The sequence below is a fragment of the Mycobacterium sp. NPDC049093 genome (assembly GCF_040704635.1).
GTDB lineage: Bacteria > Actinomycetota > Actinomycetes > Mycobacteriales > Mycobacteriaceae > Mycobacterium.
This window is the reverse complement of record NZ_JBEZJS010000003.1, coordinates 204,988-229,283: the sequence shown is the minus strand read 5'-3', so window position 1 is coordinate 229,283 and position 24,296 is coordinate 204,988. Positions and strand designations below refer to the sequence as shown.

The 24,296-nt window shown below is 65.7% G+C and carries 21 protein-coding genes; 14 read left to right on the top strand and 7 right to left on the bottom strand.

The window, feature by feature from the left end:
- The first annotated feature begins 2 nt into the window (after positions 1-2).
- Positions 3-1,421, top strand: coding sequence for a pyruvate kinase (pyk, locus tag AB0876_RS11560; protein ID WP_491839178.1), 1,419 nt, complete (start codon positions 3-5; stop codon positions 1,419-1,421).
- 47 nt (positions 1,422-1,468) lie between these two features.
- Positions 1,469-2,341 (top strand): acyl-CoA thioesterase II, encoded by an 873-nt coding sequence (locus AB0876_RS11555; RefSeq protein ID WP_526042029.1) that lies wholly within the window; start codon positions 1,469-1,471, stop codon positions 2,339-2,341.
- 6 nt (positions 2,342-2,347) lie between these two features.
- Here the strand turns inward: AB0876_RS11555 and AB0876_RS11550 are convergent, their stop codons facing one another.
- From AB0876_RS11550 to AB0876_RS11525, 6 genes are all read right to left on the bottom strand, one after another.
- Complete coding sequence (locus AB0876_RS11550) at positions 2,348-2,905, bottom strand: DUF4190 domain-containing protein (RefSeq protein ID WP_491839180.1); 558 nt, start codon at positions 2,903-2,905, stop codon at positions 2,348-2,350.
- A 10-nt stretch (positions 2,906-2,915) separates the two neighbouring features.
- Entirely contained in the window at positions 2,916-4,448 is a 1,533-nt protein-coding gene (locus AB0876_RS11545) for an ATP-binding cassette domain-containing protein (protein ID WP_526042028.1), read from the bottom strand.
- Positions 4,435-6,018, bottom strand: coding sequence for a thiol reductant ABC exporter subunit CydD (cydD, locus tag AB0876_RS11540; protein WP_491839366.1), 1,584 nt, complete (start codon positions 6,016-6,018; stop codon positions 4,435-4,437). The genes AB0876_RS11545 and cydD overlap by 14 nt, the downstream gene beginning before the upstream one ends.
- A 20-nt stretch (positions 6,019-6,038) precedes the next feature.
- A complete protein-coding gene (gene cydB, locus AB0876_RS11535; protein ID WP_491839182.1) occupies positions 6,039-7,079 on the bottom strand; it encodes a cytochrome d ubiquinol oxidase subunit II in 1,041 nt (346 codons plus the stop codon).
- A gap of 15 nt (positions 7,080-7,094) precedes the next feature.
- Complete coding sequence (locus tag AB0876_RS11530; RefSeq protein WP_491839183.1) at positions 7,095-8,600, bottom strand: cytochrome ubiquinol oxidase subunit I; 1,506 nt, start codon at positions 8,598-8,600, stop codon at positions 7,095-7,097.
- An 85-nt stretch (positions 8,601-8,685) separates the two neighbouring features.
- On the bottom strand, positions 8,686-9,276 hold the full coding sequence (locus tag AB0876_RS11525) for an HdeD family acid-resistance protein (protein WP_064887235.1): 591 nt from the start codon (positions 9,274-9,276) through the stop codon (positions 8,686-8,688).
- A 207-nt stretch (positions 9,277-9,483) separates the two neighbouring features.
- Between AB0876_RS11525 and AB0876_RS11520 the strand changes: the two genes are divergently transcribed.
- Genes AB0876_RS11520 through AB0876_RS11485 form a run of 8 tightly spaced genes read left to right on the top strand, consistent with a single transcriptional unit; the run spans position 9,484 to position 17,148 of the window.
- A complete protein-coding gene (locus AB0876_RS11520) occupies positions 9,484-10,371 on the top strand; it encodes an ABC transporter substrate-binding protein (RefSeq protein ID WP_491839184.1) in 888 nt (295 codons plus the stop codon).
- A gap of 7 nt (positions 10,372-10,378) precedes the next feature.
- The gene (locus AB0876_RS11515) at positions 10,379-11,284 is read left to right on the top strand and encodes an amino acid ABC transporter permease (protein WP_055113941.1); all 906 of its coding nucleotides are present in this window, start codon (positions 10,379-10,381) and stop codon (positions 11,282-11,284) included.
- A 17-nt stretch (positions 11,285-11,301) separates the two neighbouring features.
- The gene (locus AB0876_RS11510; protein ID WP_064887265.1) at positions 11,302-12,054 is read left to right on the top strand and encodes an amino acid ABC transporter ATP-binding protein; all 753 of its coding nucleotides are present in this window, start codon (positions 11,302-11,304) and stop codon (positions 12,052-12,054) included.
- A 10-nt stretch (positions 12,055-12,064) separates the two neighbouring features.
- A complete protein-coding gene (locus tag AB0876_RS11505; protein ID WP_491839186.1) occupies positions 12,065-12,919 on the top strand; it encodes a sulfurtransferase in 855 nt (284 codons plus the stop codon).
- Positions 12,920-12,976: 57 nt separating this feature from the next.
- Positions 12,977-14,134 (top strand): MacS family sensor histidine kinase, encoded by a 1,158-nt coding sequence (macS, locus tag AB0876_RS11500; RefSeq protein ID WP_491839187.1) that lies wholly within the window; start codon positions 12,977-12,979, stop codon positions 14,132-14,134.
- Positions 14,134-14,787: a response regulator gene (locus tag AB0876_RS11495; protein WP_491839188.1), complete on the top strand. Its 654-nt coding sequence runs from the start codon at positions 14,134-14,136 to the stop codon at positions 14,785-14,787. Before macS ends, AB0876_RS11495 begins: the two co-directional genes overlap by 1 nt.
- A 43-nt stretch (positions 14,788-14,830) precedes the next feature.
- Positions 14,831-16,603, top strand: a complete 1,773-nt coding sequence (locus tag AB0876_RS11490; RefSeq protein WP_526042027.1) for a DUF2339 domain-containing protein — start codon at positions 14,831-14,833, stop codon at positions 16,601-16,603.
- Positions 16,604-16,662: 59 nt separating this feature from the next.
- On the top strand, positions 16,663-17,148 hold the full coding sequence (locus AB0876_RS11485) for a Dps family protein (protein WP_491839190.1): 486 nt from the start codon (positions 16,663-16,665) through the stop codon (positions 17,146-17,148).
- On the opposite strand, the gene AB0876_RS11480 is transcribed toward AB0876_RS11485, so the two are convergent.
- The gene (locus AB0876_RS11480; RefSeq protein ID WP_491839191.1) at positions 17,145-18,473 is read right to left on the bottom strand and encodes an adenylate/guanylate cyclase domain-containing protein; all 1,329 of its coding nucleotides are present in this window, start codon (positions 18,471-18,473) and stop codon (positions 17,145-17,147) included. The two genes, AB0876_RS11485 and AB0876_RS11480, sit on opposite strands and share 4 nt — an antisense overlap.
- Before the next feature lie 244 nt (positions 18,474-18,717).
- On the opposite strand from AB0876_RS11480, the gene AB0876_RS11475 reads away from it, so the two are divergent.
- From AB0876_RS11475 to AB0876_RS11460, 4 genes are all read left to right on the top strand, one after another.
- On the top strand, positions 18,718-19,671 hold the full coding sequence (locus AB0876_RS11475) for a hypothetical protein (RefSeq protein WP_526042026.1): 954 nt from the start codon (positions 18,718-18,720) through the stop codon (positions 19,669-19,671).
- Positions 19,672-19,680: 9 nt separating this feature from the next.
- Positions 19,681-20,466: a hypothetical protein gene (locus AB0876_RS11470; RefSeq protein WP_491839193.1), complete on the top strand. Its 786-nt coding sequence runs from the start codon at positions 19,681-19,683 to the stop codon at positions 20,464-20,466.
- Positions 20,467-20,966: 500 nt separating this feature from the next.
- A complete protein-coding gene (locus tag AB0876_RS11465) occupies positions 20,967-21,377 on the top strand; it encodes an MmpS family transport accessory protein (RefSeq protein ID WP_491839367.1) in 411 nt (136 codons plus the stop codon).
- Positions 21,374-24,274 carry an MMPL/RND family transporter gene (locus AB0876_RS11460; protein WP_526042025.1) on the top strand — a complete coding sequence of 967 codons (2,901 nt, stop codon included), beginning with the start codon at positions 21,374-21,376 and terminating at the stop codon, positions 24,272-24,274. The genes AB0876_RS11465 and AB0876_RS11460 overlap by 4 nt, the downstream gene beginning before the upstream one ends.
- Positions 24,275-24,296 lie beyond the last annotated feature (22 nt).

The following is a 24,296-nucleotide window of genomic DNA, read 5'->3' as shown; positions in this document are numbered from 1 at the left end:
ACGTGAGCAGACGCGGAAAGATCGTTTGTACGCTTGGCCCGGCTACCAGCACCGATGAGACGGTACGGGCCCTGGTCGAGGCCGGGATGGATGTCGCTCGGCTGAACTTCAGCCACGGTGACTACACCGACCACGAGGCCGCCTATAAGCGGGTCCGGGCGGCATCGGATGCCACCGGCCATGCAGTGGGTGTGCTGGCTGACCTTCAAGGCCCCAAGATCAGATTGGGCCGGTTCACCGACGGTCCCACCTACTGGGCGAACGGCGAATCGGTGCGGATCACCGTCGACGACTGCCCGGGCACGCACGACCGGGTGTCGACCACCTACAAGCGGTTGGCCGAGGACGCCCGCCCGGGGGACCGGGTCCTCGTCGACGACGGCAACGTCGGCCTGGTGGTCGACCAGATCGACGGCAACGACGTGATCTGCACGGTCACCGAGGGCGGCCCGGTCAGCAACAACAAGGGCATGTCGCTGCCCGGCATGAACGTGACCGCACCGGCGCTGTCCGAGAAGGACATCGAGGATCTCGAGTTCGCGCTGCGCCTGGGCGTTGATCTCATCGCCCTGTCGTTCGTCCGGTCGCCCGCCGACATCGAACTCGTCCACGAGGTGATGGACCGGGTCGGCCGGCGCGTTCCGGTGATCGCGAAGCTGGAGAAGCCCGAGGCCGTCGAAAACCTCGAGGCCATCGTGCTGGCATTCGACGCGATCATGGTCGCCCGCGGTGACCTCGGCGTCGAACTGCCGCTGGAAGAAGTGCCGCTGGTCCAGAAGCGGGCCATCCAGATGGCAAGGGAGAACGCCAAACCCGTCATCGTCGCCACCCAGATGCTGGAGTCGATGATCGAAAGCTCCCGGCCCACCCGCGCGGAGGCCTCCGACGTCGCCAACGCCGTGCTCGACGGCGCGGACGCGGTGATGCTCTCCGGCGAGACCTCCGTCGGCAAGTACCCGCTGGAGGCCGTCAAGACGATGGCCCGCATCATCAAGGCGGTCGAAGACAATTCGGTGAGCGTGCCGCCGCTGACCCACACCCCTCGCACCAAGCGCGGGGTCATCTCCTATGCGGCCCGCGATATCGGCGAGCGACTCGACGCCAAGGCGCTGGTCGCGTTCACCCAGTCCGGGGATACGGTGCGTCGCCTGGCCCGGCTGCACACCCCGCTGCCGGTGCTGGCCTTCACGGCGCTGCCCGAGGTGCGCAGCCAGCTGGCCCTGACCTGGGGTACCGAGACGTTCATCGTGGCGCAGATGAAGAGCACCGACGACATGATCCGTCAGGTCGACAAGTCGCTGCTGGATCTGGGCCGCTACAAGCGCGGTGAGCTGGTGGTCATCGTCGCGGGTGCGCCGCCGGGCACAGTAGGCTCCACGAATCTGATCCACGTGCACCGCATCGGGGAGGACGACGTCTAGCGGTCGTCTGCCGACCAGCGCCTGCCAAAGATCTCGAAAGGCATTCCTTGACACACCCGGATTTCGAGGAGCTGCTGGCTGTTCTCGATCTGAATCGCGTCGATGACAACCTGTTCATCGGCTCGCATCCGAGTAAGAACCCGGTACGCACCTTCGGTGGCCAGATGATCGCGCAGGCGTTCGTCGCCGGTGGGCGCACGCTAGAACACAAGCTCGCGCCGAGTGCGCTGAATGCGCACTTCATCGCCGGTGGCGACCCGGAAAAGGATCTGGAGTTCCACGTGGTGCGGCTGCGCGACGAGCGCCGGTTCGCCAACCGCCGGGTGGATGTCATGCAGGACGGGAACCTGCTGACCTCGGTGATGCTGTCCTACATGAACGCTGGCCGGGGGCTCGAGCACAGCGTGCCCGCTCCGGAGGTTCCGCATCCGGACACGCTGCCCAAGATCGATGAGTTGCTGCGCGGCTATGAGAAAACGGTGCCGTTGTTCGTCGAGGCATTACGCCCGATCGAATGGCGGTACACCAACGATCCGTCCTGGGTGATGCGGAGAAAGGGCGGCAAGCTCGACCACAACCGGGTGTGGCTGAAGACGGAGGGCACCATGCCCTCCGATCCGGTGCTGCACGGTGCGGCCCTGGTGTACTCCTCGGACACCACCGTGCTCGATTCGATCATCACCACTCACGGGTTGTCCTGGGGTTTTGACCGGATCTTCGCGGTGACGATGAACCACTCCGTGTGGTTTCACCGGCCGGTCAAGTTCGACGAGTGGGTGCTGTACTCGACCACGTCGCCGGTGGCGGCGGAATCCCGCGGGTTGGGCACCGGCCACTTTTTCGACGCCGCGGGCCATCTGGTCGCGACGGTGGTCCAGGAGGGAATCGTCAAGTACTTCCCCGGCGCCGCCACGACGTGAGTCGGCTCAGCGGATAGTGGTCGGCGTCTCGCCGAAGGAATCCTCGATCCGCCGTTCGAACTCCTTCTCGCACCGCTGCTGCGCCACGGTGTCGTCGCCGGCCTGCTGCAGGCAGTGCACGTAGTCCCGGCCACCGACATCGTCGAACCATCGTTGGCCGAAGTACAGCCAGATGCCGACGAACACCAGGGATACCACACAGGCGATGGCTCCCAGCGCGACTCCGGCGGTAGCGACGCCACCATTGGTGGCTTCGCCGCGTTGGCTGCGCCCACGACCGAGAAACCCGAGGATCAGTGCGACGATGCCGAATATCAGTCCACCGATCACCGTCCACGTCAGCAGCAGCGCGAAGATGGCCAGGATGAGCGCGGCGATGCCGAGTCCGTTGGCGGGCCCACGCGGGCTGGGCTGCATCGGGTATCCGCCGTACGGCGGCGGGGCCGACGGGTACGGCCCGGGATACGCACCGGGGGGCGGCCCGTAGGGATATCCCGACGGCGGGGGAGGCTCGGTCGGCTGCGGCTCCTCCGACCCGGGTGGGTTGGATCGCTCGTCGGTCATGCCTGCGAGGCTACCCGCCGATGAGGGTGCCGGGCTGTGGACAGTGCACGACGGGGCAGCCGAGCGCGTCCGGCAGATGGTGGGTGGCGACGACGACGGTCCGGTCCGCGGCGAACCAGTCACCCGGAGTGAGGATTTCGGTGAGGATCCGTTGGCTGTCGGCGGCGTCGAGGTTCTCGGTGGGCTCATCGAGCAGGACGACAGAGAAATCGGACACCAGCACTCTCGCCAGCAACAACCGGCGCCGCTGACCGGCCGACAACGCGGTGTGACCGCCTTCGAGCACGCTCGACAAGCCGTCGGGCAGGCCGTCCAACCAGTCGGTGAGACCGACACGCTCGATCGCCGACAGCAATTCGGTGTCGGTGACATCCCCGCGGACCACGAGCAGGTTGTCCCGCACAGTGGTCTCGAAAATGTGTGCATCCTCGGCGAAAAACGCTGCGCGTCCAGGTGTTTCATCGAGTCGTTCGGCCAGCGCCATCAACAGCGTCGTCTTTCCCGAGCCGCTCGGCCCGACGACGGCCAGTCGGCCGCCGTCGGGCAGATCGACCGAGGGTGCCTCGGGACGTCGGCGGGCCCGGGGATCGCCCTCGATGAGCTCGAGCAGGCGCCGTGCGGCGATACGGGACTTCGTGAGCCCGACAGCAGCGTCGGACAGGGCCGTTGTGGCCTCGAAAGCCGACAACGGCAACAACATCAGGATGGCCAAGGTGGTCGGCGCGGTCGTGGGGGCCAGTGCGATGCCTGCGACGACCGCACCCAGGACACTGGCACCAATGGCGATGCTGGGCATCGCGGCGGCCAACGCCGCCGGGGCGGCCGCTCGGTCAGCGGCGTGGCCCCAGTCGCGGTGGTGGCGCTCGGCGGTGGCGATGACATCGTCGAGGCGTCCGCTCACCCGCAACTCCGGCGCGTACTCCAGGGCCAACATCGTCGCCGAGTCGCGGTCGCCACGATGTTGCACGGCAACGGATTCCGCGGCTGCAACGGCGCGGGCGGTGAGTGCCGGGGCCACCACGCCGGCGATCAGCAGGCACAGCGCCAGGACCACCGCGGCGCCCGGGGAGATGAGCGCGATGACACCGACCGCGATCGCGCTGAGCACTGTGGCCACCACGATCGGCAGCACAGAACGCACTACGACGTCGGCCAGTTCATCGACGGAACTGCCGACCCGGGAAACCAACTCCCCGCTCGGAAGTCGCATCGCATCGTCGTCGGGTCCGGTGGCGAGTCTGCGGTACAACCCGGTGCGGGCGTTGGCCGCGGCCCTCAGCGCCGTGTCGTGGGCGGCCAGCCGCTGACAGTAGCCGAGCACACCGCGGGAGATACCCAACGCACGCACCGCGACGACGGCCACCGAGAGGTCCAAGATCGGGGGCATCTGCCAGGCCCGGGTGATCAACCACGCCGAGATACCCGCCAGGGCCAGCGCGCTGCCCAGCGAGAGCACTCCGAGAACGCTGGCCAGGATCAGCCGGCTCAGCCGGGGTCGCAGCAGGTCCAGGGCCAGCCGCAGCAGCGGATCACGTCGAAACATGTGCGCTACCTATCGTGATCACCTCGTCGCCGATGGCCACCACCGGATCCCGGTGCCCGACCACGATGACCGTGGCACCGGCGCGGGCCCGGCCGACGATCGCCTGCAGCACCCGTTGTTCCAGCGCGGAATCGAGGTGGGCGGTGGGCTCATCGAGAAGCAGTACCCGTGCCGAGGCCCCGAGCGCGCGGGCGAGCCCCAACCGCTGTCGTTGTCCCAGTGACAATCCGACCCCGGTGCGGCCGATCCTCGTGTCCAGCCCGTCAGGAAGGTCGTCGAGCACGTCGTCGAAGCCGGAATCGCGGCAGGCCCGGGCCAGGTCGGTCAGTGGTCCGAGCAGCTCAAGGTTCTCGCGGACCGTTCCCGGGATCAGCACGGGCCGGTGCGGCAGCCAGGCGATGCGGTGCCACCACGCCGTCATGTCCAGGTCACCGACATCCACTCCATCGACCCGTACGGGCCCGGACGGAAGCGTGGCCAAACCGAGAATGGCCTGTAGTGCAGTCGATTTTCCCGCTCCGTTGGGGCCGGTGAGCACGGTGACCCTGCCCGGTTCGATGGTTGGCCCCAGACCCTCCAACTCGATCGCGGGAGCGGAATCCGCTACGCGCAGAGCACCTCCGGCGGGCTGATGCGTCTCACAGAGCTTGAAAGCTTGTTCGGCGGCGGTCTTGCCGTCCTGAGCCGCGTGAAAGGCAGCGCCGACACGGCGCAGTGGCCAGAACACCTCGGGAGCCAGCAACAGGGCGGTCAGGCCCGCAGACAGGTCCATCTCGCCGTACACGAGTCGTACGCCGACGCTGACTGCAACAAGAGCCACGCCCAGGGTGGCCAACAGTTCGAGCACCAATGAGGACAGGAACGCGATCCGTAGGGTTGCCATGGCCGAGCGTCGGTGCGCGGCAGCCAGTTCAGTGATGCGCTGGGCTGAGCCGGCGGCCCGGCCGACGGCGCGCAGGGTGGGGATCCCGGCCACGAGGTCGAGCAGCCGGGCTTGCAGGGTGGTCATCGCGGCCAGAGCGGCGGCCGACCGGTCGGCCGTGACGAGGCCGATCAGAATCATGAACACGGGGATGAGCGGCAGCGCGATCACCACGATGGCCGCGGACTGAAGGTCGTAACAAGCCATCACGATCACGGCCACCGGTGTCAGGACCGCGGCCTGGATCACCGCGGGGAGGTAGCCGGTCAAGTAGGGGCGTAGACCATCCAGGCCGCGGGTCACCACTGCCGCCGCGGCATCGCGATCGGCCGCCAATTGCCTTGGTGGTGCAGAGGTTACCGAGCGCAAGACCTGGCTGGACAATTCCCCGATCACCGCGGTGGCGCCGCGCTGCGACAGCCGGCCCTGAAGCCAGTGCGCGGCCGCGCGCAGGATCCACAGCGCACACAGTGCCACCAGTGCGCCGCCGTGACGGGCCGCCGAGCCAGGGTGGACGATGATCGCGGCCACGATGTGTGCCAGCACCACCGCTGCGGCGATGGTGCCGGCACTGATGGTCACGCCGCAGACCACCGCCGCCAGCAGGTAGCGCCGTAACCCCGTCGTAGCGCCGGTGGCCCCGCGGATACCGAGTGCGCGCCAGAGATTCAGACCGACCGCCGGGACAGTCCGATGGGGGCGGGGATACGGTCTGCCGAAATCCGCTTGCGGAACACCCAGTAGGTCCAGCCCTGGTACACCAGGACCAGCGGCAGCAGGGTCAACGACGCCCAGGTCATGATCTTCAAGGTGTACGGGGTGGAGGAGCCGTTGTAGATGGTGACGCCCCACTCCGAGCTCAGTGTGGACGGCAGCAGGTACGGGTACATCGCACCGAACAGCAGGACGACGACGCCGGCCACGACCACCACGGTGGCGACGAAGGCCCAGCCTTCCCGCGACCGAGACCACATCAGTGCCACCGAGATCAGCAGTGCGACCACCGCGACCGCCAGGGCCGCCCAGGTCCATGGCTTGCCGTGGGCCAACTGCGTCCACAGTCCGAAGCCGCCGGCCAGCAGGATCACTGGCAGCGTCAGTATCCGGGCGAACCGGAACGCGTCGTCGCGTATGGGCCCAGCGGTTTTCAAGGCGATGAACACCGAACCGTAGAAGGCGAACAGTGAGGCTGTCGCGAGCCCGCCGAGCACCGTGTAGGCGTTGAGCACGTCACCGATCCCGGCGTGAACCCGATGGTTGGCATCAATCGGCAAGCCGCGCACCAGGATTGCGAAAGCGACACCCCACAGTATGGCGGGCAGCCACGATCCCACGGCGATGCCCAGGTCGGCATACTTGCGCCACTTGGTGTCGTCGATCTTGCCGCGCCACTCGATGCCCACGATGCGCAGGATCATCCCGAACAGAATCGCCAGCAGCGGCAGGTACAACGCGGAGAACAGCGTCGCATACCAGTTGGGGAATGCCGCGAACATGGCTGCGCCCGCGGTGATCAGCCACACTTCGTTGGCGTCCCACACCGGTCCGATGGTGTTCAGCACGGCTCGCCTGCGGCTTTCCGGGTCGCCTTCGCCCGCGCTGCCAAGCGGGGCCATCAGCATCCCGACACCGAAGTCGAAGCCTTCCAGAACCACGAATCCGAGGAACAGGACGGCGATGAGTATGAACCAGAGTTCTTGGAGTCCCATCTGAGATCAGTCCTCTCAGTACGCGAAAGACAGCGGGGCGGATTCGTCCTCGTCAGGAGGCGTCGGCGGGGCCGGCTCGGAATCGTGTTCCTGTGGCCCTTCGGTCACATAGCGGCGCAGCAGCCAGAACCAGACGACCGCGAGCCCGCCGTAGAGGAGGGTGAAGACCGCGAGTGAGAAGAACACCGTGCCGGCCGCATGGTCAGACACGCCCTGTTGCACCATCAGTCGGACCATCTGGTCACCGGTCGGATTCGGGACCACCACCCAGGGTTGCCGGCCCATCTCGGTGAAAACCCAGCCGGCGGAATTGGCCAGGAACGGCGTGGGCAGGGTGATCAGTGCGAAGATGCCATACCACCGTTGATCGGGAAGCCGTCGGCGGCGGGTCATCCACAGTGTCAGCAGGGCGAACGCCAGTGGCACCACCATGAGGCCGATCATCGCCCGGAACGACCAGTACGTGACGAAGAGATTCGGCCGGTAATCGCCGGGTCCGAACCGTGATTCGTACTGCTTTTGGAGGTCGTTGACGCCTTCGAGGGTGACGCCACTGAATTTGCCCTCAGCCAGGAAGGGCAGCACGTAGGGCACCTCGATCACGTGGGTCACGCTCGCGCAGTTGTTGTGCGTACCCACGGTCAGGACCGAGAAGTCCGGGTCCGTCTGCGTGTCACACAGGGATTCGGCCGAGGCCATCTTCATCGGCTGTTGCACGAACATCAACTTGCCTTGGATGTCCCCGGTGAAGAAGATCACGGCGACTGCGGCCAACGCCACGAGGCTGCCGAGAATCGTTGCGGGTCGGTACATTCCAGCGGAATCGTTTCCGGCTGCGGCGTCGGACACGTCGGTGGACTCGGCGGCCGCCTGGTCGGCGGTTGCCCTGCGCCGGTCGCGCACCATCAGCCAGGCGCTCACGGCCGCGACGAAGGTGCCTGCGGTGAGCAGCGACCCGGCGACGACATGCAGGAACGCCCAAATCGCGGTGTTGTTGCTCAGCAGCGCGCCGAAGTCGATGAGCTCAGCCCGCCCGGTCTCCGGGTTGTACTTCGCCCCGACCGGGTGCTGCATGAACGAGTTGGCAGCGATGATGAAGAACGCCGAAGCGTTGACGGCAAAGGCGACCATCCAGATGCAGAACAAATGAACGGCACGCGGCAGTCGCGTCCAGCCGAAGATCCACAGGCCGATGAACGTGGACTCGACGAAGAACGCGACCAGGCCCTCGAAGGCCAGCGGCGCGCCGAAGATGTCGCCGACGAAACGCGAGTATTCGCTCCAGTTCATGCCGAACTGGAATTCCTGCACGATGCCGGTGGCCACACCGATCGCGAAGTTGATCAGGAACAGCTTGCCGAAGAATCGCGTGAGGCGATACCAGCTGTCGTTGCCGGTGAACACCCACGCGGTCTGCATGATGGCGATCAACGGCGCCAACCCAATGGTCAGCGGTACGAATATGAAGTGGTAGACGGTGGTGATTCCGAACTGCCACCGCGATACGTCCAAAGCGTCCATCTGGCCCTACTTCCGAGGTCTCAGACCAATCTACGACGGAGTGTAGTAGAAGGTTGCGGGCCAGGCGCCGACCATGACCGGTGTCTTATGTCACCGGAGGCGCCTGGTGTGAGATTGCCGCGTGGAGTTTCTTGGCCTCGCTACGGATTGCGAAGGCGGAGATCACTTCGAATACGCCGACGACGATGAGGATGATCCCGGTGACCTGAGCGAGGGCGACCAACCCCTCCATGGGGGCGACGAACATGATGATGCCGGCGATCACACTGATGATGCCGATGATGATCTCCCAGACCCGCCCGGGCAGCGACGGATCTCCGATGGCCGACATCGTCGTTGCGACACCGCGGAAGATGAACCCGACACCGATCCAGATCGCCAGCAGTTCGAACGAATTCTGCAGGCTGACGAAACAGAGCACGGCCAGCACGAGTGCCGCGGCGCCGCCGATGAACAGCAACACCCGCCCACCGACCGATGACCGGATGCTGAACGCCAGGACGAGCTGCGAGATACCGGTGATCAACAGGTACGCGGCGAAGAAGATCGCGGCCACCAGAATGGTGATCCCGGGCCAGACCAACGCCAGGACGCCGAGGATGACGGCGAGAATTCCCGAAACCAGCGTCGATTTCCACAGATGTGGCAACAAGCTTGGGGCAGCAGTGGTTTCCATGCAGGCAGTTTGACACAAACGTAGATGTAGATCGCGGTTTTTGCGTTACGGCTGTGGTGTCGCAGCCTGGTAGTTAAGGTTCCGTTACCGGCGCTGCATCCCCGGCCCGCGGCCGTTAACCTCTTCGTTTTGGAACAGTCCGACCGCAGCCGCAGACAGAGAAATGAGGCAACCGTGACAGTTGGATGTCGTCCCCGACGAAGCAAGATGTGGCGTTTCGCGGTGGTGGTCGCCGCCAGCGGCGCGCTCGCGATGTCGGGCTGCGCGAACAACACCGAATCCGGTGGGTCGGAAACCAAGACGACGACGGCGGCAAAGGTTGAAAAGGTCGACGCGATCGCCAATTCGGTGCCGGAGCCGATCAAGTCGAGCGGCAAGCTGGTCATCGGCACCGACCCGACGTACCCGCCCAACGAATTCAAAGATCCCGCGGGCAAGATCATCGGCTTCGATGTCGATTTGATGAATGCGATCGCCGCCACGTTGGGTCTCACTCCGGAGTATCGGGCGTCGTTGTTCGACAAGATCATCCCGTCGGTGCAGGGCGGGAACTACAACGTCGGCATGTCGTCGTTCACCGACTCGAAGAAGCGTGAAGAGCAGGTTGACTTCGTGACCTACTTCAATGCGGGTTCATCGTGGGCGCAGAAGGTCGGTGCCGGGATCAACCCCGAAGATGCCTGCGGTTTGAAGATCGCGGTGCAGACGGCAACGGTGCAGGACACCGAGGAAATGCCGGCGCGCAGCAAGAAATGTGTCGACGCGGGCAAGCCCGCCATCAACGTCATCAAGTTCGACGACCAGACCGCCGCCACCAGCGCGGTGATGCTCGGCCAGGCCGACGCCATGTCGGCGGATTCGCCGGTGACGGCGTATGCGATCAAGCAGAGCAACGGGAAACTCGAAGCCGCAGGGGATATCTTCGACTCGGCTCCGTACGGCTGGGCGGTCCAGAAAGGTTCGCCGCTGGCTGCGTCGCTGCAACAGGCGCTTCAGCACCTGATCGACAACGGTGCGTACAAGCAGGTGGCCACGAACTGGGGCGCGGAGAAGGGGATGATCGAGAAGCCGGTCATCAACGGTGCGACCAGCTGAGCCGCCGATGAGTGATGAATCCTCGCCGGCCGCCATCGACGCCGTCCCGCTGAGACATCCATGGCGTTGGGTGGCGGCGATCCTCATCCTCGTCCTGATCGGGCTGTTCCTGTGGGGCGCTGCGACCAACGAGGCGTACGGGTGGGAGACGTACGGCAAGTACCTCTTCGATCAACGCATCTCGCAAGCTGCCTGGAACACGCTGCAACTGACCATCTATTCGATGATCCTGGCGCTCGTCCTGGGTGTCCTCCTCGCGGTGATGCGGTTGTCACCGAATCCGGTGCTCAAAGCGGTGTCCTGGACCTACCTGTGGATCTTCCGCGGCACCCCGATCTATGTTCAGTTGGTGCTGTGGGGCCTGGTCCCGGTGATCTACAAGAACATTCAGATCGGCGTCCCGTTCGGCCCGAAGCTTTTCGAGTTCACCCTTTCTGACCCGAATGTGTTCTGGCTGGCGGTTCTCGGTCTGGGCCTCAACGAGGCCGCCTATATGGCAGAGATCATCCGGGCGGGTATCAACTCAGTGCCTGAAGGCCAGACGGAAGCCTCGGTGGCGCTTGGCATGTCGTGGACCATGACGATGCGACGTACGGTGCTTCCCCAGGCCATGCGGGTCATCATCCCGCCGACCGGCAACGAGTTCATCAGCATGCTGAAGACGACCTCGCTGGTCACCGCGATTCCGTACAGCTTCGAGTTGTACGGCCGCTCAAAAGATATCGGCGTGGACCTGTTTCAGCCGGTCCCGCTTCTGTTGGTGGCGTCCACCTGGTATCTGGCGATCACCAGCATTCTGATGGTCGGGCAGTACTACCTTGAGCGGCACTACGCGCGTGGTGCCTCGCGCAAGTTGACCTCCAAGCAGCTGCAGGCCCTGGCCAACGCCCAGATGGGAGAGCCACATCCATGACCGCCGCCGCCGAACCGATGGTGCGGGCCGAGAGTGTCTGCAAGAACTTCGGTGCCCTGCACGTCCTGAAAGGCGTCACGTTGGACGTCAGCAGGGGTGAGGTGTTGTGCATGGTCGGGCCGTCAGGCTCGGGCAAGTCGACGTTCCTGCGGTGTATCAACCATCTCGAGCAGGTCAACGCGGGCCGCCTCTACGTCGACGGAGAGCTGATCGGGTATCGCGAACGGGGTGGCAAGCTGCACGAGATGGCTCCGCGAGATGCTGCCCGGCAGCGCCGGGACATCGGCATGGTTTTCCAGCACTTCAACCTGTTCCCGCACCGCACCGCCTTGGAGAACATCATCGAGGCGCCCATGCGCGTCAAGCGGGTGAAGAAGGATGCCGCGCTGGCCCGGGCCAAGGATCTGCTCGATCAGGTGGGTTTGGCCGCCAAGGCCGACGCGTACCCGGCACAACTCTCGGGTGGCCAGCAGCAGCGGGTGGCCATCGCCCGGGCGCTGGCGATGAACCCGAAGCTGATGCTGTTCGACGAGCCGACCTCGGCGCTGGATCCCGAGCTGGTCGGTGAGGTTCTGGCGGTGATCAAGAAACTCGCGGGTGAGGGCATGACCATGGTGGTGGTCACCCATGAGATGGGTTTCGCCCGTGAGGTCGCCGACAAGTTGGTGTTCATGGACGGCGGTGTCATCGTGGAGAGCGGAAATCCCCGCGAGGTGATGGCCAACCCCAAACATGAACGCACAAAGGAGTTTCTGTCGAAGGTGATGTAGCGTCGACGGTGTGGCTTCCACGCGTGAAGACGTCTTCGTCACCGTCGGTGACCTTCGCGAGCGCATCGACTCGGGGGATCCCGTCATCGTGCTGGACGTGCGATGGTCGTTGACTGAGCCCGACGGCGAACAGGGGTACCTGAGCGGCCATCTGCCCGGTGCGGTCTACGTCTCGTTGGATGATGAGCTCACGGACCACCGTGTCACCGGTCGGGGTCGTCATCCGTTGCCGTCCGGATCTGACCTTCAGTCGGCGGCGCGTCGCTGGGGTGTGCGCAAGGGCGTGCCCACCGTGGTCTACGACGACTGGAACCGCGCCGGGTCGGCCCGGGCCTGGTGGGTGTTGACCGCGGCCGGCATCGACGACGTCCGCATCCTCGACGGCGGTCTGGCGGCGTGGTCGGCGGCGGGGGAGGCCCTGGACTCCGGCCCGGTTGCAGCGCAGCCCGGGGACGTCGACGTGCTACACGACGACCTGTACCGCGGGGCCCTGCGCACCCTGACCGCCGAACAGGCGACGACCGGGGTCGAGGTGCTGCTCGACGCGCGGGCGCCCGAACGGTTCCGCGGAGACGTCGAACCCGTCGATCCCGTGGCCGGTCACATCCCCGGGGCGGTCAATCTGCCGAGTACCCAGTTTCTTTCCTCAGACGGCACATTGGTTGCGGACGCCCAACTGCAGGCATTGCTCGCAGATCGCTCGGTCGCGGGCGCGGACGTCGGTGCCTACTGCGGCTCCGGGGTCACCGCGGCGCTGGCTGTGGCCGCACTGGCTGCCGCCGGGGTGGATGCGGCGCTGTATCCCGGGTCATGGTCGGAGTGGGCATCGGATCCGGATCGTCCGGTCGCCCGGGGTGAGCAGTAGCTCCGACGCGCGACATCGGTGCTCCGCGGCGCCGGTCAGCGACTTTATGCTGAGCCGATGCAGCGCAGCCCGGACCCGGTCACCCCGTTGTGGCGTGCCGCTCAGATCTTCCGGTTACTGAGTTGCCTGTACGCGCTGGGTTTTCAGGTCGCGATCAACGACGATCTGACCAGCCCGGTACTGGCCGGCGTGCTGTGCGCGGTGCTCATCGCGTGGAGCATCGCCTGTGCGATCGCCTACCTACAGGGTTTCGGCCGGCGCCCATCGTGGGTGATCGCCGAGATCGTGGTCGTTCTTGGCCTCATGCTCTCAACCGAGTTGGTGGCATCCGACCACTGGATCGCGGACAATCAGTCCTGGCCCACCACGTTGTGGGCGACGAACGCCACGATTTCGGCGGCACTGCAGTTCGGTCCGGTCGGAGGGATGGGAGCTGGGCTGGCGGTGATGGCCGCCGCGGCCGCATTGAAGGGCTACGTCAGTATCAATCTCGGGCGCAATGCCACCATCGTCATCGAGCTGGCCGTGGGCCTCGCGGTAGGGATGGCCGCTCAGACCGCGCGCCGGGCTCATGCCGAGTTGGAGCGGGCGGTGCGGTTGGCGGCGTCGTTGGAGGAACGGGAACGATTGTCGCGACGGGTCCACGACGGTGCCATTCAGGTGCTGGCCCTGGTTTCGCGGCGGGGCCGCGAAATCGGTGGTGAGACAGCTCAATTGGCCGAACTCGCCGGGGAACAGGAGCGCGCGTTGCGCAGGCTGGTCAGCGCACCTGATCCGGAGGTTCACACCGGCGGGGTCACCGATATCGGTGCCCTACTGCGGTCCAGAGCGTCTGATCGAATTTCGGTCAGCCTGCCGGCCGAACCCGTGCTGCTGGACCACGATGCCGCCCATGAATTGTTCGCTGCGGCAGGCAATGCCTTGGACAACGCCGCCGCACACGCGGGACCTGACGCCCGGGTTTTCGTCCTGCTCGAGGATCTCGGCGATTCGGTGACGGTGAGTATCCGCGACGACGGGATCGGGATCGGCGACGGACGGCTGGCAGAGGCGGTCCGCGAAGGGCATGTCGGCATATCGAAATCGATTGTGGGACGGATGGATTGGCTGGGCGGTCAGGCGCAGCTGAACACTGCACCCGGATGCGGCACGGAATGGGAGCTCACGCTGCCCCGCTCTTCGGGCAGCCGTGACGCCTTCGAGAGGGGACAGTGATGACCGAGACCGCACTGAAGGTGATGGTCGTCGACGACCACCCGATCTGGCGTGACGCGGTGGCACGCGACCTTGCCGACGAGGGATTCGATGTCGTGGCCACCGCCGACGGGGTGGCTTCGGCGCGGAGGCGGGCCGGGGTGGTGCTGCCTGACGTGGTGGTGATGGACATGAGCCTGTCCGACGGCAGTGGTGCCACGGCCACCGCGGAGGTGCTCACGGTGTCGCCGTCGTCGCGGGTGCTGGTGCTTTCGGCCTCGGACGAACGCGACGATGTTCTGGAGGCGGTGAAAGCGGGGGCCACCGGTTATCTGGTGAAGAGCGCGTCGAAAGCCGAACTGACCGCGGCGGTACGGGCCACCGCGGAGGGGCGCGCAGTGTTCACCCCCGGGTTGGCCGGACTGGTGCTCGGTGAGTACCGGCGTATCGCCCAACGCCCGGAGGACGGCCCGGCCACGCCCAGCCTGACCGAGCGGGAGACCGAAGTGCTGCGGTTTGTGGCAAAGGGGTTGACGGCCAAGCAGATTGCGACGCGCCTCTCCCTGAGTCACCGCACGGTGGAGAACCACGTCCAGGCGACGTTCCGTAAGTTGCAGGTCGCCAACCGCGTCGAATTGGCCCGCTACGCCATCGAACACGGCCTCGACAAGTAGTCCTACTCATCCGGGCGGCCGCATTTGTTGCCACCATGACCGCATGAGCGAATCCCATCGGGTCGTGATCGCCCGGATGTCGTCTGACCTGGCCGCGATCTCGGCGTACATGAACCGGGTGTCGGCGGATCTGGGGGAGCTGGGTCGACGGCTGGATCAGGTTCCGGTCGCCGTACCGCCCCCGGTCCCTGTTGTGGCTCCGGTTGCCTGGCCCGCCGCCCCTGCTCCGGTGCCGCCGAGGTCTGAGCCCGCGTTCCGCCCGGAGCGCTCAGAAGGTTGGATCGGCAAGGCGCTCGCGGTAGCGGGAGTGGCCGTGACGCTCACCGGTGTGGTGCTGCTGTTGGTGCTGGCCGCGCAGGCCGGCATTCTGCGACCGGAGTTCCGGGTGGGTGCAGGGGCCGTTCTGGCCGCCGGACTGGTCGGCGCCGGATGGTGGCTACATCGCCGGCCGGGTGGCCGGGTGGGGGCCATCGCGTTGGCCGCCACCGGTGTTGCCGCCGCGTACATCGACGTGATCGCCGTGACCACGATCTATGAGTGGGTGGCAGCGCCGATCGGCCTTCTGTTGGCCGCCGCAATCGGTGGCGGCGGCCTGCTGCTGGCACGGCGGTGGAACTCCGAACAGCTGGGCTTGCTGGTGCTGGTGCCGCTGATCGCCCTGGCGCCCGTCGTCACCGACGGGGTGACCCACCTGCTGATCGGGTTCATGCTGGCTCTATCGGTTGCCGCACTCCCGGTGCAGTTCGGCCGGGACTGGACCGGGTTGTATGCCGCGGGTGTTGCCGCGGCCACGTTGCCGCTGTTGATGGGGCTCGCGGCCGCCGCAATCGATGGTCGGACCGATCTCCTGCTCGCGCTGGCCTGCGGGCTCGCCGCAGTGCTGGCGTTGGCGGGTGGGCTGCTGGTGCTGCGCTGGACCACCAAGCCGTCGGCGACGGCCGTTCTGACGGCGTGCGGCGTTCTTCCCGTGCTGTGCGTGGCGGCCGGCGTCGACCGCGTGATCGCGGCCCTCGTGGCGGCGGCGTTGGCGGCCGCCCTGGTGGCGATCGTGGCCTTCGGCGACCGCATTCCGGGGGTGGTCGTGGTGGTCCGCCAGATCTGGGCGGTACTCGCGGCTGCAGCTGCACTGATTGCGGTGCTGGTGGCCTTCGACGGACCGGTGGCCGGCCCGGTGTTGTTGGCGATGGCGACGGTGGTCGCCCTCGCGGGGCGCTACGCCGGTGTCGCGCGGTCTATTGCCCTCGGGATAGCCGCGGTCGGGGGCATGATCTATCTCGATTCCGCCGGTCCCGACATCTTGGTTCACGCCACCAAAATGTCTGCAGGACTTACGGTTTTGGTGTTGATCGGCAGCGTCCTGGCGATCGCAGCGGCGGCGGCGGTCTCGTGGGCGTGGTCGGCCGAGGGTGCCGCGGATCAGGAGTTGCTCCGGCTGGTGTGGGCGGCTGCGGCTCTCGTGGCCGGATACGCGCTGACGGTGTTCACCGTGACGGCCGGTGTCGCAGTCGGCGGCACCGGGGCCGGCTTCTTCGGCGGTCACATGGTGGCGACGATCTGCTGGATCGCGGTGGCGGCCGGCCTGCTCGGCTACGCGGCGCGACGCCCCAAGGCGCAGCGGTCCCTGCCGATCGGCGGAGGTATGGCGCTCGTCGCGGCGGCCATGGCCAAGCTGTTCCTGTTCGACCTCGGGACTCTGGACGGAATCTTCCGGGTGGCGGTGTTCATCGTGGTCGGGTTGGCGCTGCTGGGAATGGGAGCGGGGTATGCACGACTGCTCAATCAGCAGGATCAGGCGGCCGACCAGCAGTCTGTGTGAAGGTGCTCACATCTTCCCTAATCTGGAGTGATTCCAAATTGGGGACGGTTGTAACTGGCATGAGTACACGTCGAATCGAATCCGATATCCAGGGATACCAGGCCGCGCCCGAGCTCAGCGGCTACCTACAGCAGGTGCTGGTCGACTTGATCGAGCTCGGCATCCAGGGCAAGCAGGCGCATTGGAACGTCGTCGGCACGAACTTCCGGGACCTGCATCTGCAGCTCGACGAGCTCGTCGATTTCGCCAGGGAAGGCAGCGACACGGTCGCGGAACGGATGCGTGCCCTGGACGCAGTGCCCGACGGACGGTCGGACACCGTCGTGGCCGGCACCACGTTGCCGGAGTTCCCCGCCTACGAGCGCAGCACGGCTGAGGTGGTCGACCTCATGACCACGCGGATCCATGCGACCGTGGAGACGATGCGCGGGGTGCACGACGAGGTCGACGCGCACGACCCGACCACCGCTGACATCCTGCACCAGTTGATCGATGGTCTGGAAAAGCTGGCGTGGCTGATCAAGTCGGAGAACCGCAAGGTTTAGCCGTCGCTCGGCGGCTCGACCGAGGCGGCACGCATCGGACCGGCCACCTCCGGCCGGGCGCGTGCCGCCTCGTCGCCGCGGCGTCCAACGAGGTACCAGGTGTGCATGACGCCCTTGCCCTTGATCTCGACGTCACCGCGCTCCTCGAGCACGAACGCGTGGCTGATCCGGTCATAGACGTTCTGCGGCACCTGAATTCGGCCGGCCACGTCGGTGGTCTCCATCCGTGAGGCGACGTTGACCGCATCGCCCCAGACGTCGTAGAAGAATTTGCGTGCCCCGACCACCCCGGCCACCACGGGTCCGGCGGCCAGGCCGATCCGCAACGGCACCGCGCGCCCCTGGGGGTCCTTGAGGTCGGCTACGGCGTCGGCCAGATCGAGCGCCAAACAGGCGAGTGCCTCGATGTGATCGGTGCGTGGCTTGGGCACGCCGGCCACCACCATGTAGGAATCGCCGCTGGTCTTCACCTTCTCCAGACCATGGCGGTCCACCAGTGCATCGAGGTCGGTGTACAGGACGTCCAGGAAGCGCACCAGATCGGTGGGGGTGAGGTCACTGGCCCGCTCCGTGTAGCCGGCGATATCGGCGAACAGGATCGAGGCGTCGTCGTACTTGTCGGCGATGATCGTGCGTGAGGGTTCCTTGAGTCGTTGGGCGATGGTGGCCGGCAGGATATTGGCCAGCAGTTGCTCGGATCGTTGATATTCGGCTTCCATCGCCTGTTCGGCCCGCGCGATCTCCCGTAACGACATCCAGACTGTGGCAAACACCATTACTCCGGCTGAGACGGCCGAAAGGATGAACCCCGCAGTCAGCGTCCACGGTGGCCCCAGGCCCCGATCCTCAGGGACCAGCACTTCCAGCACGATCGCGGCGGCCACCGCCAGCGCCGTCAGCACCCCGGCCAGCACGATGCGCTCGATTCCCAACACCAGCACCGCTAGTGACGCGGCCACCACGAAGTAGAACTGCAGTCCCGAACCGGTCCCGACCGCGAAGCACATCGTCGACACCGACACGTAGGCGAACAGGAAGAACGCCAGCGGTGCGATCAGTTCACCGAACCGGTACAACAGCGGCACTAGCAGGAACAACGCTGCGGATCCGAGGTTGACGAACCCGAACCGCCACATCGGCCCGCCGAGGACCAGTTGGAAGACCCCGAATCCACCGGATACCGCGGCCGCAATCCACGTCGCAATGGTCAACACCCGCAGTCGGCTCGACACGCTCTCGGCGTAGTGCCGAGTGCGGGCCGGAACGCGGTTGCTCAACGCCATCTCAGGTATGCAGACCGACCGGCGGAACTCGCTGACCACCACGGACAAAGGGTATCGCCGCAAACCACCGGATTGGCCGACATTGACGCGGCCGCTATTTCGAATCACTGTCCAGCAAATCCGACGGAATGGCGGTATGTCACAATGGGAACTTGTTCCAGTGCGCGCGGCCGTCGTGCCGCCGATCTCGTTTCTTTGGGGGGATCTCGACGTGGATCGGTCATGGGTGCGAAACACCGCTGCAGGCTGTGCGATCGCGTGTGGCGCCATGGTGGTCGGACCTGGCATGACCGGCACCGCTGTGGCTTCGGCGCATCTGTTCGGGATCGACATCCACGACCTCTTCGATCACAAGAAGAAGAACAAGAAGTCCGGTCCCGCGGCCAAGTTTGGCCCGCAGCGTGGCGGCGGAGTCAAGAATTCCGGTGGCAGCCTCGGCGGACCGCGGGTCTCCAATGGCTCCAAGCCCGAGTCGAAGGTCGGGACCACCAAGACCGGGACCACCAAGACCGCAACCACCAACTCCGGGGCCACGACAGCGGGCGCCGGTGACGCACCGGCTACTGCGGCCCGCTCGGGAACATCCGCTGAATCACCGCAGTCGGCCCGCGTCGGCACGACCGGGCAGGCGCCGTCGGCGGTCCTGTCGGGTGGGACCGCCCAGGCACCCACCGCGGCCGTCACCGGCGGCACTTCCCAGGCCCCTTCGGCTGTCGTGTCGGGCGGTGGCGGAGGAGGCGGAGCGGCGGGGGCGCCGACCAATGGCAACCTCGGCCGGGCCCCGGGCCTCGCGCCGGTGCCGACGGCTCCGAGCAGTCGCACGATCGTGATCCGGTCGACCCCGCCCAAAGCTCCCGCCGCGCCGGCGCCGGTAATCGCTGCATCCCCGGCCGCTCCGGCTCCGGTGGTTGCCCCGCCCGCTCCCGTCATCGCAGTCCCGGTGCCCGCGGCCCCGCCGGCAGGGGCGCCGCCAGCGGTACCGAGCGCGCCGATCATTCCTGCGCCGAGGTCTGAACCGCCAGCGGCGCAGCCGCTTTCGGTGCCTGCGGTGCCGGAGTCCTTCCGGCTCGGATACGCCGACTATCTGCGCACGGCCAGCACCAGCGATCTGCTGTTCGCGGTGCTGCCCGGACTCGCAGGCATGCTGTTGATGACGGCCGCCGGGGGAGCAGTCGGTGTCCGGCAGGCGCGCGCGGCGCAGACACTTCCGTCGCCCCAGATCGCTCGTTTCCTGCCGTAGCGGCACCGCATGACACGCGGCGAGCATGACCGCAGACGTTCTGCTGCGGTTGGGTACCGGATGGGCCCACTGGTCTGGGTGTTCACCGCCGCGGCCGTCGCCTCGGTCGTCGGGGGAGTGCTCGTAGTGCTTGGTTGGGCCCACGGCGATCTGGCGGGATCACCGTGGGTCCCGCTGATGGGAGTCCTGGTCATGGGGGCCGGATTCGGGACCGTCGCCTTTCGTTGTGCGTCCACCGCTGAACCCGAGGGTGAACCGCCGGATGCGCCGGACGACATCGTGCTCGAGGTTCGTAATCCGCTCGGTCTGGTGTTCTGGCTCTTCGCCACTCTGGCCGTGGTCGTCCTGGCGGTGACGGCTTCTGGCCTAGGTCGTTTCGTTCGGCGAGCAATCCAGCACGGCGGTCTCGACCGGCCCGGCACGACGGGACTGGCGGCCCTCGGGGTGACCGTCATCGCCGTGATGGCCTTGGTCGGGTTTGTTTCGGCGGCCATCGCAGTTCCGGTGCGAAGCATCCGGTCCTACGGGCGCACCCACTTCTGGCTGTCACGCGAAGGAATCGGCTATCCGCCGCCCTCCGAGGATGACCCGGGGTTCCTGCCATGGGACTGTGTGACGGCGGTCAGCCATTCGTCCCGCGATATCCGCGGCGTGGTGTACACCCACGTGTGGATGATCCGCACCAGCAACCTGCGCTCGCACATCACCGTCGTGTACCCCGCGGGTGCGGTGCCCCGAGCCGGCACCATTCGTCGGGTCATCGGGGACCTTGCCCCAGCCGTTCAGGTGAGCTGAGGCTCGTCGGGGGCTACTGAGGGCGTGGATGCCGGCGTGTGCTTCTATGGATTCATCGCCGCCACACAGTTTGCGTCGACCCGCCTGCGGCAATGGCACACTTCGTGGTCCTTCAGGTCGGATTCATAGCTAGTTCCTAGCTTCGGCACCGTGAGACACCGGGTCGGCAGTGCCCACGACAGTGGCATTGATCGGGGTGTCGGTCGGTGTGCCACCGGGAGTGGCCACAGGGTGATTGTCAAGGCGTTGAACCGATTCCGGCCATCTGTCCCGTTTGCGCCATATTGACGCACCGGCATGGTTTACTCTTCGGGATCGGTTGCGCTCATCGAAGGGCGCCGCACGTTTGCGGGAGCTTCGTGCAGGGTCCGGCCTGGGATGCCACCGCATCCGGGGCTCGGTCGTTCGCATCCGATCTGCAAATGCATGTTTGAGCACCCGCAGGGTGCCGGCACGGAAGACAGTCGGAGGAACTCGCGATTTTCAGGATCCTGAAGCGGCTGTGGATTCCGCTGGTGCTGGTGGTGGTGGGAGTCGCAGGCGGATTTACCGTGTCGCGATTGCACGGCGTCTTCGGCAGCCAGAGCCGCCCTGCCTACACCAGCGCCGAGCGTGAGGAGAAGCGGCCCCACGACCCCAAGCACCTGGTTTACGAGGTGTTCGGCCCCCCGGGGACGCTGGCGACCATCAGTTATTTCGATGCCGATGCCGAACCGAAACTCGTCAGGGATGCGCCGCTGCCATGGTCGATGGACTTCCCGATCTCGGATGCGACGGCGATGGGAAACATCTCCGCTCAAGGCAATACTGACTCGATCGGATGCCGCATCCTCGTCGGAGACGAGGTGAAGGACGAGAAGGTCCGGACTGGCGTGAGTGCCTTCACCTTCTGTCAGCTGAAGGCCGCATGAGCACGGACAGTGAGCCGATCACGGAGCCGTTGCCCATAGCGAGGCGCCGCCCGTTCATCGCACGCATGGTCCGCGTGCTTTCGGTGCCGATCATCCTGGGATGGTTGGCGATCACCGTCATCTTGAGCGTCGCCGTTCCGTCGCTCGAGCAGGTGGAGAAAGAGCATCCGGTAGCGATGGATCCCATCGCGGCACCGTCGTTCGAGGCGATGCAGCGCATGGGGCAACTGTTCGGCGAAGCCGGTTCGGGCGCGGTCGCGATGATCGTCCTGGAGGGCGAGCAACCCCTCGGCGACGCTGCACACAGCTATTACGACGAGATCGTCCGTCAGTTGAAGGCCGACACCACGCATGTCGTGCACGTCCAGGATTTCTGGGGCGACCCGATGACCCAGGGCGCCGCGCAGAGTGTCGACGGCAAGGCCACCTACGTACAGGTGACGCTCACCAGCAACGCGGACATCTCGGCGGTCAAGTCCGTTGAGGCGATGCGGGCGATCGTGGACCGGATTCCGCCGCCGCAGGGAATCAAGACCTATGTCACGGGGCCGGCGGCATTCGCCGCGGATCTGGGACCGGCCGGCAACCGCACGGTGGGGCTGGTCACCTCGTTGAGCCTCACGGTCATCTTCGTGATGCTGCTGCTCGTCTATCGGTCGATCATCTCCGTGATTCTCATGCTGGTGGTTGTCGGCGTCGAATTGACGGTGGCCCGAGGGGTAGTGGCGTTTCTCGGCAGTATCGGCGTCATCGGTATCACGACGTTCGTCGTCAATCTGCTGGTAGCGCTCGCGATCGCGGCGGGAACCGACTACGGCATCTTCTTCACGGGGCGCTACCAGGAGGCGCGCCAGGCCGGCGAGGACAAAGAGTCGGCGTTCTATACGACGTTCAGCAGCGTCGCGAAGGTGGTCGTGGGTTCCGGCATGACGATCGCCGGGGCGATTCTCTGTCTGCACTTCACCCGCTTGCCGGTGTATCAAACCCTCGGCATCCCGACCGCCGTGGGCATGGCAGCCGCAGTCTTGGTGGCCGTCACACTCGTTCCCGCAGTCATCGCCGTGGGTAGCCGCTTCGGGCTGTTCGAACCCAAGCGGAAGCTCACCACCCGCCGGTGGCGGAAGGTGGGCACGGCGGTGGTTCGTTGGCCCGGGCCCATTCTCATCGCGACGTGCGCGGTCTCGCTCATCGGACTGCTGGCGCTTCCCGCGTACAAGCCGAGCTACAACGACCAGAACTACATCCCGAAGGACATCCCCGCGAATGTGGGATATGCGGCGGCGACGCGGCACTTTCCCCAGTCATTGATGATGGCGCCCGACATTCTGTTGATCGAGGCCGACCACGACATGCGGAATCCGATCGACTTCCTGACCCTGAACAAGCTGGCCAAGGGCGTGCAGTCGGTACCGGGAGTTTCCATGGTCCAGGCGCCGACCCGTCCCGCCGGCGAGCCGCTCAAACACTCGACGATTCCGTTCATGCTCAGCATGAGCAATGCGTCTCAGACCCATTTGATGCCGTTCCAGAAGGATCGAATGGAAGACCTGCTGGTGCAGGCCGACGACATGACCAAGACGATCGCCATCGTCAAGCGCATGCAAGCACTGACCGAAGAGATGGTCAGCACCACGCATCAAATGGTCGCCGACACCCACGAGCTGCAAACGGTGACCAATCAACTGCGCGATCACGTTGCGAACTTCGACGATTTCTTCCGACCGATCCGGAACTACTTCTACTGGGAACCGCACTGCTACACGATTCCGATCTGTTCGTCGATCAGAGGGGTTTTCGACACGCTCGACGGAATTGACCAAATCACCGTCAAGATGGTCAGCCTGGTCAACAACCTCGATCAACTCGACGCAATTCTGCCGCAATTGGCCGCGCAGTTTCCGGTGATGATCTCGACCATGGAATCCACCCGAACGATGATGCTGACGATGCACAGCACCATGTCCGGGATCATGGATCAAATGGCGACGTCGAACGACAACGCCACCGCGATGGGCAAGGCATTCGACGCCGCCCAGAACGACGACTCGTTCTATCTGCCTCCGGAAGTCTTCGAGAACAAGGACTTCCAGCGCGTCATGGACATCTTCCTGTCACCGGACGGGAAAGCGGCCCGCATGCTCATCACCCAGCGAGGCGACCCGGCAACGACCGAGGGCATGTCGCTGGTCGACCCGATCGAAACCGCGGCCGAAGAAGCGCTCAAGGGCACCCCGCTACAAAATGCCTCGATCTATCTCACGGGCACCGCAGCTTCTGTGAAAGACCTGGTCGAAGCGTCCAAATACGATCTTCTGATTGCGGCTGTCGCCGCACTCTGCCTCATTTTCGGCATCATGCTGGTCGTGACGCGAAGCTTCATCGCGGCACTGGTCATCGTTGGCACGGTGGCGCTTTCACTGGGCGCGGCCTTCGGACTTTCCGTGCTCATCTGGCAGCACATCCTCGGTATGCCCTTGAACTGGGTTGTGCTGGCGATGTCCGTGATCGTTCTGTTGGCGGTGGGTTCCGATTACAACCTGCTGCTGGTGTCCCGGATGAAAGAGGAGATCGGCGCCGGGATCAACACCGGCATCATCCGGGCCATGGGCGGCAGCGGCAAGGTGGTGACTGCCGCCGGACTGGTGTTCGCGTTCACCATGTTGGTGATGGTCGTCAGTGACCTGGTCACCATCGGGCAGTTGGGTGCGACCATCGGCGTCGGCCTGTTGTTCGACACCTTGGTGGTACGCGCATTCATGACGCCGGCTATCGCCGCGCTGCTGGGGCGGTGGTTCTGGTGGCCGCAGCGGGTGCATCCACGGCCGCTCAGTGCAACGGGGCGTCCCTCCGGTCGCGGCCAGCTCGTGCGGTCGATCCTGCAGAGAGAAGAGCGCTGACAGCCATGAATGCGTCTTCCTT

Excerpts from the sequence above, each read along its gene's own strand:
- AB0876_RS11470 (WP_491839193.1), top strand. The coding sequence starts at position 19,681 with ATGACACGCGGCGAGCATGACCGCAGACGTTCTGCTGCGGTTGGGTAC.
- AB0876_RS11510 (WP_064887265.1), top strand. The coding sequence starts at position 11,302 with ATGGTGCGGGCCGAGAGTGTCTGCAAGAACTTCGGTGCCCTGCACGTC.
- AB0876_RS11490 (WP_526042027.1), top strand. The coding sequence starts at position 14,831 with ATGAGCGAATCCCATCGGGTCGTGATCGCCCGGATGTCGTCTGACCTG.
- AB0876_RS11460 (WP_526042025.1), top strand. The coding sequence starts at position 21,374 with ATGAGCACGGACAGTGAGCCGATCACGGAGCCGTTGCCCATAGCGAGG.
- AB0876_RS11530 (WP_491839183.1), bottom strand. The coding sequence starts at position 8,600 with ATGGACGCTTTGGACGTATCGCGGTGGCAGTTCGGAATCACCACCGTC.
- AB0876_RS11515 (WP_055113941.1), top strand. The coding sequence starts at position 10,379 with ATGAGTGATGAATCCTCGCCGGCCGCCATCGACGCCGTCCCGCTGAGA.
- macS (WP_491839187.1), top strand. The coding sequence starts at position 12,977 with ATGCAGCGCAGCCCGGACCCGGTCACCCCGTTGTGGCGTGCCGCTCAG.
- AB0876_RS11550 (WP_491839180.1), bottom strand. The coding sequence starts at position 2,905 with ATGACCGACGAGCGATCCAACCCACCCGGGTCGGAGGAGCCGCAGCCG.
- AB0876_RS11495 (WP_491839188.1), top strand. The coding sequence starts at position 14,134 with ATGACCGAGACCGCACTGAAGGTGATGGTCGTCGACGACCACCCGATC.
- AB0876_RS11545 (WP_526042028.1), bottom strand. The coding sequence starts at position 4,448 with ATGTTTCGACGTGATCCGCTGCTGCGGCTGGCCCTGGACCTGCTGCGA.
- AB0876_RS11520 (WP_491839184.1), top strand. The coding sequence starts at position 9,484 with ATGTGGCGTTTCGCGGTGGTGGTCGCCGCCAGCGGCGCGCTCGCGATG.
- AB0876_RS11475 (WP_526042026.1), top strand. The coding sequence starts at position 18,718 with ATGACCGGCACCGCTGTGGCTTCGGCGCATCTGTTCGGGATCGACATC.
- AB0876_RS11485 (WP_491839190.1), top strand. The coding sequence starts at position 16,663 with ATGAGTACACGTCGAATCGAATCCGATATCCAGGGATACCAGGCCGCG.
- cydB (WP_491839182.1), bottom strand. The coding sequence starts at position 7,079 with ATGGGACTCCAAGAACTCTGGTTCATACTCATCGCCGTCCTGTTCCTC.
- AB0876_RS11525 (WP_064887235.1), bottom strand. The coding sequence starts at position 9,276 with ATGGAAACCACTGCTGCCCCAAGCTTGTTGCCACATCTGTGGAAATCG.